This is a genomic window from Flaviaesturariibacter aridisoli (assembly GCF_004343705.1).
Lineage (GTDB): Bacteria > Bacteroidota > Bacteroidia > Chitinophagales > Chitinophagaceae > Flavisolibacter > Flavisolibacter aridisoli.
In genome coordinates this window covers 193,369-203,343 of record NZ_SKFH01000004.1, presented here as the reverse complement: position 1 = coordinate 203,343, position 9,975 = coordinate 193,369, and the positions used below count along the sequence as shown (strand labels likewise).

At 59.4% G+C, this 9,975-nt stretch carries 14 protein-coding genes; 7 read left to right on the top strand and 7 right to left on the bottom strand.

Annotated elements, in window-relative coordinates:
• Positions 1-940: 940 nt before the first annotated feature.
• The 6 genes from E0486_RS04765 (at position 941) to E0486_RS18760 (ending at position 4,070) form a co-directional block, all read left to right on the top strand.
• Positions 941-1,411, top strand: a complete 471-nt coding sequence (locus tag E0486_RS04765) for an NUDIX hydrolase (RefSeq protein WP_131850995.1) — start codon at positions 941-943, stop codon at positions 1,409-1,411.
• The gene (locus tag E0486_RS04760) at positions 1,408-2,184 is read left to right on the top strand and encodes a sulfite exporter TauE/SafE family protein (RefSeq protein WP_165917181.1); all 777 of its coding nucleotides are present in this window, start codon (positions 1,408-1,410) and stop codon (positions 2,182-2,184) included. The genes E0486_RS04765 and E0486_RS04760 overlap by 4 nt, the downstream gene beginning before the upstream one ends.
• Before the next feature lie 84 nt (positions 2,185-2,268).
• On the top strand, positions 2,269-3,156 hold the full coding sequence (locus E0486_RS04755) for a polysaccharide deacetylase family protein (RefSeq protein ID WP_131850993.1): 888 nt from the start codon (positions 2,269-2,271) through the stop codon (positions 3,154-3,156).
• 141 nt (positions 3,157-3,297) lie between these two features.
• Complete coding sequence (locus E0486_RS04750) at positions 3,298-3,477, top strand: hypothetical protein (RefSeq protein WP_131850992.1); 180 nt, start codon at positions 3,298-3,300, stop codon at positions 3,475-3,477.
• A 16-nt stretch (positions 3,478-3,493) separates the two neighbouring features.
• Entirely contained in the window at positions 3,494-3,718 is a 225-nt protein-coding gene (locus E0486_RS04745; protein WP_131850991.1) for a hypothetical protein, read from the top strand.
• A 214-nt stretch (positions 3,719-3,932) separates the two neighbouring features.
• A complete protein-coding gene (locus E0486_RS18760) occupies positions 3,933-4,070 on the top strand; it encodes a hypothetical protein (protein ID WP_165917194.1) in 138 nt (45 codons plus the stop codon).
• A gap of 116 nt (positions 4,071-4,186) precedes the next feature.
• On the opposite strand, the gene E0486_RS04740 is transcribed toward E0486_RS18760, so the two are convergent.
• The 4 genes from E0486_RS04740 to E0486_RS04725 all read right to left on the bottom strand — a co-directional run bounded on the left by E0486_RS04740 (position 4,187) and on the right by E0486_RS04725 (position 6,793).
• On the bottom strand, positions 4,187-4,390 hold the full coding sequence (locus E0486_RS04740) for a hypothetical protein (RefSeq protein ID WP_131850990.1): 204 nt from the start codon (positions 4,388-4,390) through the stop codon (positions 4,187-4,189).
• A 43-nt stretch (positions 4,391-4,433) separates the two neighbouring features.
• The gene (locus E0486_RS04735; protein ID WP_131850989.1) at positions 4,434-5,093 is read right to left on the bottom strand and encodes a YggS family pyridoxal phosphate-dependent enzyme; all 660 of its coding nucleotides are present in this window, start codon (positions 5,091-5,093) and stop codon (positions 4,434-4,436) included.
• A 94-nt stretch (positions 5,094-5,187) separates the two neighbouring features.
• Entirely contained in the window at positions 5,188-6,345 is a 1,158-nt protein-coding gene (locus E0486_RS04730) for an acyl-CoA dehydrogenase family protein (protein WP_425474777.1), read from the bottom strand.
• 94 nt (positions 6,346-6,439) lie between these two features.
• Complete coding sequence (locus E0486_RS04725) at positions 6,440-6,793, bottom strand: YciI family protein (protein ID WP_131850988.1); 354 nt, start codon at positions 6,791-6,793, stop codon at positions 6,440-6,442.
• Positions 6,794-6,827: 34 nt separating this feature from the next.
• Here E0486_RS04725 and E0486_RS18755 point away from each other — a divergent pair, with 34 nt between their 5' ends.
• Positions 6,828-7,256, top strand: a complete 429-nt coding sequence (locus tag E0486_RS18755; protein WP_165917193.1) for a GNAT family N-acetyltransferase — start codon at positions 6,828-6,830, stop codon at positions 7,254-7,256.
• A 93-nt stretch (positions 7,257-7,349) separates the two neighbouring features.
• Here the strand turns inward: E0486_RS18755 and E0486_RS04715 are convergent, their stop codons facing one another.
• From E0486_RS04715 to E0486_RS04705, 3 genes are all read right to left on the bottom strand, one after another.
• Positions 7,350-8,432, bottom strand: coding sequence for a fatty acid desaturase family protein (locus tag E0486_RS04715; protein WP_131850987.1), 1,083 nt, complete (start codon positions 8,430-8,432; stop codon positions 7,350-7,352).
• Positions 8,433-8,483: 51 nt separating this feature from the next.
• Positions 8,484-9,218: a bacillithiol biosynthesis deacetylase BshB1 gene (gene bshB1 / locus E0486_RS04710; protein ID WP_131850986.1), complete on the bottom strand. Its 735-nt coding sequence runs from the start codon at positions 9,216-9,218 to the stop codon at positions 8,484-8,486.
• Positions 9,219-9,304: 86 nt separating this feature from the next.
• Positions 9,305-9,946, bottom strand: coding sequence for a DUF4294 domain-containing protein (locus E0486_RS04705; RefSeq protein ID WP_243697375.1), 642 nt, complete (start codon positions 9,944-9,946; stop codon positions 9,305-9,307).
• Between the last annotated feature and the right edge of the window lie 29 nt (positions 9,947-9,975).

Genomic DNA, 9,975 nt, shown 5'->3' with positions numbered 1-9,975 from the left:
TACGGTAACGATGCGCCCCGAAGGGGCGCCATATCGGTTCCGGGGTCCGATGCTCGGACCAAAGGTCACCGGGGAGCTGCCCCCCGATGATCGGGGCCAATTGGCCGGCCGGGATGCGTCATTCCACCGCCCGGCTGCGCCGGACGTAATACAGATGGCGCCCCACCATGGCGCCGCCCTCCCGCTTTCAATCCGTTCCGGCGGGCTTTGCCCGCCGGCTACCAGGATGGCACCGCTTCGCGGTGCGGGGTCTCGCCGATTCCATTCGAAGGCGAGGGCGGCTGTCGGGTAGTAAGGAACAGCACAAGTGGAGGGTTACCAAACCAATCTGAACTCAAAGGCTTAACTACCTGCGCCCTCGTAAAGCCGCGTAGCGGCTTTTTCTTTTATTGCCCCGGACTTTAGTCCTATCGTGTGGACACAATTCTTGGCCATTCCTTCCTCTTGATGGCTATTCCAATCTAATAAGGAAGTGAAAATCAATGCTCCGAAGGAGCACCGTGTCACTAGCCCCGGGCGCAAGCCCGGGGACTATGTGAGTCCTATTGGCTTCTGCGCCCCGCAGGGGCGCCGTATTGCCGCGCTGCTGCCTTGCAACATATTGTTGAATCGGGGCAGGAGCAACACGGCACCGCTTCGCGGTGCGGATGCGCCATCGCTCCGACTTCCCCGGGCTTGCGCCCGGGGCCAGTGACACGACACCGCTTCGCGGTGCATCGTTCGTGAATTCAATTGGATGCCAGGCGCGAATCATCGAAAGATCGAATTGTGTCCACACGATAGGACTTTAGTCCGGGGGCACCCGGAGCCTGTCCCGCAGCGGCGGGGCTACCGATATTCCGTCCCTTCCGGACGGTTCGCTACTAACGCACTTTCAACGAATTATTTTTAGACAGCCTCTTAGCGCCCGCATTTTCTTCCGATGCCTTACCTTGCCTCCATGCGTCAAAGCGCCGGCATATTGCTGTACCGTATTTCCACGGGTGGGCCCCAGTTTTTCCTGGTCCACCCCGGCGGCCCGTTCTGGGCCGGGCGCGAAGAAGGCACCTGGTCGATCCCCAAGGGTGAGTTTACCGAGGCCGAGCAGCCGCTGGCCGCCGCGCGCCGCGAATTTTTCGAGGAAACGGGCTTCCGCGCCAACGGCCCCTTTCACCCCCTCGGCACCGTGAAGCAAAAGGCCGGCAAGGTCGTGCACGCCTGGGCCGCCGAAGGCGACATCGACCCGGCCGCGATCCATTCCAACACCTTTCGCACCCAATGGCCGCCGCGCTCGGGCAAATGGATCTCCGTGCCCGAGATCGACAAGGCCGGCTGGTTCGATTACGAGCCCGCACGGGTTCTGGTCAACCCCGCGCAGGCAGCCTTTCTCGACGTCCTGCTCGATCACCTCCGAAACCCGCCCCAGCCTTGACCGAAACGTACTTCCAGATCCTGCTGCTGTGCACCGCGGCTTTTGCCGCCGGCTTCGTGGATGCCATTGTGGGCGGCGGCGGACTCATTCAGACACCGGTAAGCCTGGTTGTGCTGGGGCCTACCCACGCCGTGGCCTCCATCCTGGCGACGGTGAAAATTCCTTCTTTCAGCGGCACCTCGCTGGCGGCGCGGCAATACCTGCAACGCGTGCGCATCCGCTGGCCGCTGGCGGCGCTGAGCTGCGCTACGGCTTTCTTCGCCTCCTTCGGCGGCTCCCTCCTGCTGACGCAGGTGAGCAACAGCTTTATCAAGCCGGTGATGCTGCTGGTGCTGGCCGCCGTGGCGCTGTATACGTTTGTGAAAAAGGATTTCGGGCAGCGCCCCGCCCGCGATGTGCCCTACCCGGCGCAGATACGCGCGGCCGTTTTCAGCAGTCTCCTGCTCGGTTTCTACGACGGCTTTATCGGCCCCGGCACCGGCTCCTTTCTTATCCTGGCCTACATCCTGTTTATCGGCTTCGACTTCCTGCAGGCCTCGGCGCACGCGAAGCTCACCAACCTGGCTACCAACCTGGGCTCGATCACCCTGTTCCTGTTCAAGGGAAAGATCCTCTGGTTGTTTGCGCTGCCGATGGCGGCCGCCAATGCGCTGGGCGGCTACCTGGGGGCGCGTCTGGCCATCGCCCGTGGCAACCGGTTCATCCGCGTGCTCTTCCTGGTAGTAGTCGTGGGTACCCTGCTGCGCTTTTGCTACGACGTTTTTTTCCGCTGACCGGAACTTTACAAAATATTTTCGTGTCACTCTTTGGGTAGCAGCGGGCCGGTCTACACCTTTGCAGCCAACTGACCCTTCAACATGAGATTTTCGATCACCCCCCTGCTCTGCGCCGCCCTGCTCGCGGCCTGTCAATCCAACACGCAACCGGGCGCCAGCGCCTCCACCGGCGATACAACGAAAGGTAAGCCGGCCACCGCTGCAACGCCCGCGGGGCCCGGCCCCGACGCCAAGGTGGCCGACGCGGCCACCATCATGGGCCGCAAGCAAGTGCCCGTGCTGTGCTATCACCACATTTACGACGTGCCCAAGGCTACCCGCGAGTACGACGTAACGGCCAACGACTTCCGTGCGCAGATGAAGATCCTGCACGACAGCGGCTACCAGACGATCCTCCCCGACCAGTATTATAACTACCTGGCCTTCGGCACACCGCTGCCCGAGAAGCCGGTCATGCTCACCTTCGACGATACCGACGAGGAGCAGTTCTCGATCGCCAAGCCGGCCATGGACAAATACGGCTATAAGGGCGTTTATTTCATCATGACCATCTCCATCGGCCGCCCGCGCTATATGACCAAAGAGCAGATCCGCCAGCTCGCCGACGAGGGCCATGCGATTGAGAGCCACACCTGGCGCCACGACCGCGTGGACAAGTACCTCACCACGCCGCACATCGACAAGGGTACCGGTAAGATGGTGGAAAACGACTGGGACCTGCAGCTCGGCGTACAGCGCAAGAAGCTGGAAGATATCAGCGGCAAGCCCATTCACTACTTTGCTTATCCCTTTGGCATCTGGAGCAAGGAGGGCATTCCCGAGCTGAAGAAGCGCGACATCCGGATGGCCTTCCAGCTGTCCACCAAGCGCGACTCCACCGAGCCGCTGCACACGGTACGCCGCATCATCGTGCCCCCCTCCTGGAGCCCGGACGGACTGTTGCGCGTAATGAAGAGCAGTTTCAAATAGCTCGCAGATAACGCTAATAAATACGAAAGCCCCGCATAGCGGGGCTTTTTTAGTGGTTTTGATGCGCCTGTTTGCAGCGCGTTACCCGCGTGATCTGCGCGCGCCCAGCCCCGCTGGCACATTTGTTTTGTACCTGTTTGTATGCAGCCCGACCCGAAAGAAAAGGAGCCGGCACCGGTTTCGCCGCCACCTTCCGAGCAGGTGCCGAATGCCCATGCCGCCGGCGACGGAGCGCTCGAACGCTCCGATGTATCCGTGGAGCGTGGCGCCAGCGCCCCCGAAGACCTGCACGCCGAAGACCAGAACCATATTCCCTATTAATATCCAAGCAACCCACATGGAGCATCTCTTCAAAACCCAGTTGACGATCGACGGCCGCAGCCGCCATTACGACGTGTTCTTCGCCGACGATGACTACCATTTCAAGCCGCTGGACGGTGAAGGACCGGAGGTGCTCCTGCGCCGCGAGGAAGACGAATGGCACCCGCGTTCGCAGCAGGACGAGGAGCTGACGCAAACCTGCATCGGGCTGCTCGACACCTACCTGCTTTCGCAACACTGAACCGTCGTTATCCTTTCCTTAACAAGGTGTTGCGCGGATGCGCCATTGTTGCGTTCATTCCCATCCCGGTTCCACACTTGCGCCGGAAAAAGAACGCCGGCTCCGCGGATCGGGAGCCCCGGCTGCGGTTTTTCTACCTCTTGCTGTACCTTTTTTTCCCAAGTGGTCCATCTGGAACAGTGTTTGGATTTTACGAGGTATAAAACGAAGTGTTATGTTCCCCGTGTGGTTTTTCATCCTGCTGATCCTCGTGATCTCTTACCTGCTCTACATCACCCGCCCCTCCGAAGAATCGATCGTGGTGCTGGGAAAGAACCAGTTGCGTAAGCTCCAGTATTGGTTTCGCAGATAACGTGTACAACGCGCGAGCGTCACTATAAACCAATCCAATGGCGCCCTTTGGGGCGCAAGGGAAAAGAAAAGCCCCTCGCTTCCGGCGGGGGGCTTTTTATGTGCGTTTGGAACGGGTCAGTCGCGGCTGCGTCCGCGCGAAAGAGCCACCAGCAGCAGGATGAATACCGCTGCGCCCACTACCCAAACGATCGGGTTGGTGTACCAGGCGGCGTTGCCGCTTTTCGTGTTGATGTTTACGTCCACGCTTTTGGTCGCATCCTGCGCCCAGGTCAGTGCCGACAGGAAAGCGGTCATGACCGTCAGGGAAATCTTCTTCATGGTTAAGGGTTTGGCGGCACAGCTTCCAAAACCGGGCCACGGCTCAGTTGCGACTGCCAAAAAGCAGGGAACCGACCCGCACGAGGGTGCTGCCTTCCTCCAGCGCGATCCGGTAGTCGGCGCTCATCCCCATCGACAGCGTATCGAAATGCGGGAAGCGCGCCGCCCCTTTCCGGAAGAGTTCCGCCAGCGACTTGAATTCGGAACGGACCAGTGCCGGGTCGGGGCTGAACGAAGCCATACCCATCAGGCCGCGCAACCGCAGCGCTGGCAGTGCCGTGGTCTCCGGTTGTTCCAGCAGCGCATCGAGCTCGGCGGCATCGAAGCCAAACTTGGTTTCCTCGCGGGCAATATGCACCTGGAGGAGCACGTCGATGCTGCGGCCGGCTTTTTGGGCGCCCTTCGACACTTCGCGGAGGAGCTTTTCGCTGTCGACGCCGTGAATGAGATGCACAAAGGGCGCGATGTATTTGACCTTGTTGCTTTGCAGGTGCCCGATGAAATGCCAGCGGATATCGGCCGGAAGCTGGGCCTGCTTTTCCACCAGCTCCTGTACGTAATTCTCTCCGAAATCGCGCTGGCCGAGGTCATACAATTCCCGGATATCTTCGAGGGGTTTCGTTTTCGAAACCGCCACCAGGGTGGCCCCTTTGGCTTCCAGTTCTTTTTTCAGCGAGGTATACGCAGCTACATCCACACTCATTTGCCAAAATTAAAGAAGGGTCGTTTTGCAACGACCCTTCCCAATTAACTAAAAGGCGAATAAACAAATTTACGCCGGCGCGCATAGCGCGCTGCTACTTCAGGATGCTCCGGCTGATCACGATCCGCTGCACTTCGCTGGTGCCTTCGTAGATCTGGGTGATCTTGGCATCGCGCATCAGTCGCTCTACGTGGTACTCCTTCACAAAGCCGTAGCCGCCGTGGATCTGGACGGCTTCTACCGTGGTCCACATGGCTGTTTCGGAGGAGAATACTTTCGCCATCGAGGAGCTCAGGGTGTAGTCGCGCTTGGCGTCTTTGTCGAGGGCGGCGCGGAAGCACAGCAGGCGCGATGCTTCGATGCGGGTGGCCATATCGGCCAGCTTGAAGGCGATAGCCTGGTGGTTGGCGATCTCGGTGCCGAAAGCTTTCCGTTGCTTCGAATATTTGAGCGCCAGCTCGTAAGCGCCCGAGGCGATGCCGAGGGCCTGCGAGGCGATGCCGATGCGGCCTCCGGCCAGCGTTTTCATGGCGAACGAGAAGCCGAATCCGTCGGCGCCGATGCGGTTTTCCTTGGGCACCTTCACGTCGTTGAACAGGATGGTATGCGTATCGGAAGCGCGGATGCCGAGCTTGTTTTCCTTGGCGGCCACCACCACACCCGGCCAGTCTTTTTCCACGATCAGCACGTTAATCCCGCGCGAGCCTTTGGCCGGGTCGGTCTGCGCGATCACGAGGTAAACGGAAGCGGAACCGCCGTTGGTGATCCAGTTTTTGGTACCGTTGAGCAGGTAGTGATCGCCCATGTCTTCGGCGGTGGTGCGCTGCGAAGTGGCATCGGAGCCAGCTTCGGGCTCACTGAGCAGGAAGGCGCCGATATACAGCTGGCCGTCCTTTTTGCCCTGTGCCAGGGGCGTCAGGTATTTTTGCTTTTGTTCTTCGGAGCCGTAGGCTTCGATGCCGTAGCACACCAGCGAGTTGTTGACGCTCATGCCTACACTTACGCTTGCATCGATCTTGCTGATCTCTTCCATTGCCAGCACATAGCTCACCGTGTCGAGGCCGGCACCGCCATAGTCGGGACTGACCATCATGCCCAGGAAGCCCAGGTCGGCCAGCTTCTCCATCTGTTCACGGGGATATTGCATTTTGTCGTCGCGCTCGATCACGCCGGGCAGGCATTCGGTCTGCGCAAAGTCACGCGCCGCCTGCTGGATCATCCGTTGTTCTTCACTCAGTTGGAAGTTCATCATTAGCAAGAATTGTGGCGCAAATATAGGGAAACTGCCCATCCCCGGCCCTTCCTGAAGGGAACGGAGGGAACAGCATTTCCCCGCTTATCGGGGGTCAGGAGTTGGCAGGAATGCCCATGCCGGGTATCGTGAACCAGTCGTATAATTCATACACGAAGATGCCGCGGTCGCAGAGCGGGTCGCCCTGCATCCAGGCGCTGGCCTCGTCCTTGCTTTCGGTGCCGAGCACGATGATGCCCTTCAGGTCGCCCTCGTTGGTGACGGGGCCAAACAGGTGCGCCTTGCCTTCCGATTGCAGGCCGAAAAGGTGCTGCAGGTGTCCCATCTGGAGCTGTCCGAAGTCTTCACCTTCCATCGGGTCGCGGCCCGCGCGCAGGAGCAGCAGCACAAACGGTTTGCCTGTGCTCACTTTGGCCATGATTTCATCCGGACTGAATACCGTACTCATTCGCAGTATATTTTTGAACCCACAAATTAAGCAAATGGATCTGCGCCTCCTGCAAACCGGCACCGAAGATTATGAGCAAATGAAGCGCCTGCGCCTGGAAGTGCTGCTACGGCCGATCGGTGTTCCGGAAACGTACATCAACCCGGAGCGGGAGCAAAAGGAATGGTTGCTGGGGGCTTTCGAAGAGAACCGGCTGTTCGCCTGCTGCGTGCTGACACCGGTAGACGAACGACGGATCCAGCTGCGGCAAATGGCCGTGGACACGGGCTTGCAGGGAAAGGGTGTGGGGGCGCAACTCGTGGCTTTCGCCGAAGAGGTCGCGCGGCAACGAGGCTTCAGCGAGCTCTTCATGCACGCCCGCGATGCTGTGCTCGGCTTCTACGAAAAGTGCGGCTACACCGTTCGCGGCGAACAGTTTTTTGAAGTCGGCATTCCCCACCATATCATGCACCGGGATCTCTGATATCTGATCGCTGATGTTTCTTCGCCGAATAGAAAAAGGATCGCCGGGCGATCCTTTTTCTATATCAGACATAAGACATCAGAGATCCGACATTTACGCCGCGGAGCGGCTGCCGCGGCCCATCTGCTTCAGGAACGACACGTGTGCCGCTACGGCATGACGCATCTTCGGGTATTCGATATACGGTACGTCGAACTCCTGGCAAGCCTGCTTGATGATGCGGCTGATGGCCGGGTAGTGCACGTGGGAGATCTTCGGGAACAGGTGGTGCTCCACCTGGAAGTTGAGGCCGCCCACGAACCAGTTGATGACGCGGTTGTGCGGGGCGAAATTCGCGGTCGTCTTCAGCTGGTGGATGGCCCACTCGTCCTGCAGCTTGCCGGTAGCGGCATCGGGCATCGGGAAGTGCGTATGCTCCACGGTGTGCGCCAGCTGGAACACGATGCTGAGCACAAAGCCCGCCACCAGGGAGAAGATGCTGAAGCCCACGATCCAGTCAACAAAACCGACCATATAGATGGGCAGCACCACGTACAGCACCAGGTTCAGCAACTTGAAGCCCCAGAACACGAGGTGGTCGCCGGCGGTCATTTTCTTGAGCGGCATGGCGCCGATGCGGCGCTTGAAATATTTCTGGTAGTCGAGCACGAAGATCCACAGCACGTACAGCAGCGAATAAAGCAACCAGAAGTAGAGGTGCTGGTAGCGGTGGATCACGTACTTGGGCTGGGTGGTGCTCATGCGCATCCAGGGTTGGATGTCGATATCGTCGTCGACGCCGTCCACGTTGGTGAAGGCGTGGTGAATTACGTTGTGCTTCATGTTCCACATAAAGTGGCTGCCGCCGAGGATGTTCAGCGAGAAGGCGGCCAGCGTATTCACCCAGCCACGGCGGCTGAAGGAACCATGGGCGCCGTCGTGCATGATGTTGAAACCGATGCCGGAAACGACACAACCCAGCAGGATGCATTCGAGGATCGACAGGAGAATGCCGGGTGTGAAGAACACCAGGTGGGCGTACAGGAATACAAAGGCCGTCGTGAGCACGATCGCCTTGGTGTAGAGGGCCGGGCCACCCGTGGCGGGCTTGCCGGTTTGCGCAAAATACTGGTTGATGCGGCCTTTCAATTCAGTGTGGAAGGAAGGCGTGGCATTTACAAACTTGGGGACTGCCATGAACGAAGAGACTTTAACGTATGAACGAATTATTGTTTCCGGTTTGCCGGCTCAGGTTTCCTGTAACACCAGGGAATCGAGACTGCGGAGACCGACTGTTTTTTTGGATAGAAAGCCCTCCGCAAAAGGCACACCAATCCGCTTGCCCAGCAGGCGCGCCCGCGCGGTAACGGCTTCCAGGAACTGCGGACTCGAAATATAGGTTTGCGGTCCACCGGCGTTCGGGTCGTGAAACTGGGTTTTGTACGCGAGGATGGATTCCATCCGCTGCTCCCAAACCTCTGTGACATCCACCACGAAATCGGGCTCGTAAAACCGGTCCTGCAGGTATTGCAACACGTAACGGGGGCGCCAGTGTTCCTGCTCGCTGCCGTCGGTCTCCTGCGTTTTTACCTGGCGCAGGCCCGACAAAAAGCAGGCGTCGTAGATGAGCTGTCCGGCGCGGCCGTGGTCGGGGTGCCGGTCTTCCATGATGTTGCCGATCACGATGTCGGGGCGATAGCGGCGCAGGACGGTAATGAGCCGGCGCTGGCTGGCTTCGTCGTTTACAAAAAAGCCGTCACGGAGCTGCAGGTTCTCGCGGGCCGATAATCCCATGATGCGGGCGGCGTCGGCGGCTTCCTGGTAGCGGGTTTCCACGGTGCCGCGGGTGCCGAGCTCGCCTTCGGTAAGGTCGAGCACACCCGTTTTTTTGCCGGAACGGGCCGCTGCGATGAGTACCCCGGAACAGCCGAGTTCTACATCATCGGGGTGGGCGCCGATGGCCAGAATATCCAGTTTGAGCAATGCGAACAAAATTGAGCCTGCAAGATACGGCTTCGTGAGCGGTTAACGGGACGGCCCGCCGCTTTGTGAAAAGTTTGTGGGTTGCCTTAATGACTGCCGGCGGCTGCGCTAGACTGGCGCACAAAGCCCGGGCGGTAAGGATTGTTGTACCAGGAACCGTCGATCTCTTTTACAATAGACTCGATCTGCCGGTCGGTGGGATCGTTGAGGTCGTAGGGCTGCTTGAGGGTGGATCCGAAGAAAAAGGCAACGGTCTGGTACAACCGCGCATTAAAGCCGCCCTTGTATTCCTTGATGATCTCGTAGCAGTTGTTGCCGGTTTGCCGGTTGATCAGCTTCATCAACACCCGGCCCTGGTAGACCGACAGGTTTTCGAGCGGGTCGGAGAACTGCTTCCGCAGCTCGGCCTCGCGGGTCTTGATGTAAGCTTTGCGCTCGCCGCGGCCCGATACGCCTTCGAGGTGGGCGGCCACGTCGTTGAGGGTGGCACCGGCCGTGCGGGCGTACGGATAGGTCACGTAAACAGCGTTGCGGAGGCGGTTGTAGGCGGCAACGGCGCGGGCCAGTTGCTCGGGTGTCATTTTAGAGATATATACCTCGTCAAGCTCGCGGTATGGGATGAGCTCGCCCTCGTAATTGATGACCGACACGATCACGGTGTCGCGCGCGCCCCAGCGGGGCTGCGCCGACGAGTCGGCCTGGGCAGAGACGCTTGTCCCGGCTGCCAAGCTGAGAAGGCAAAAAAACGTGATGCGGA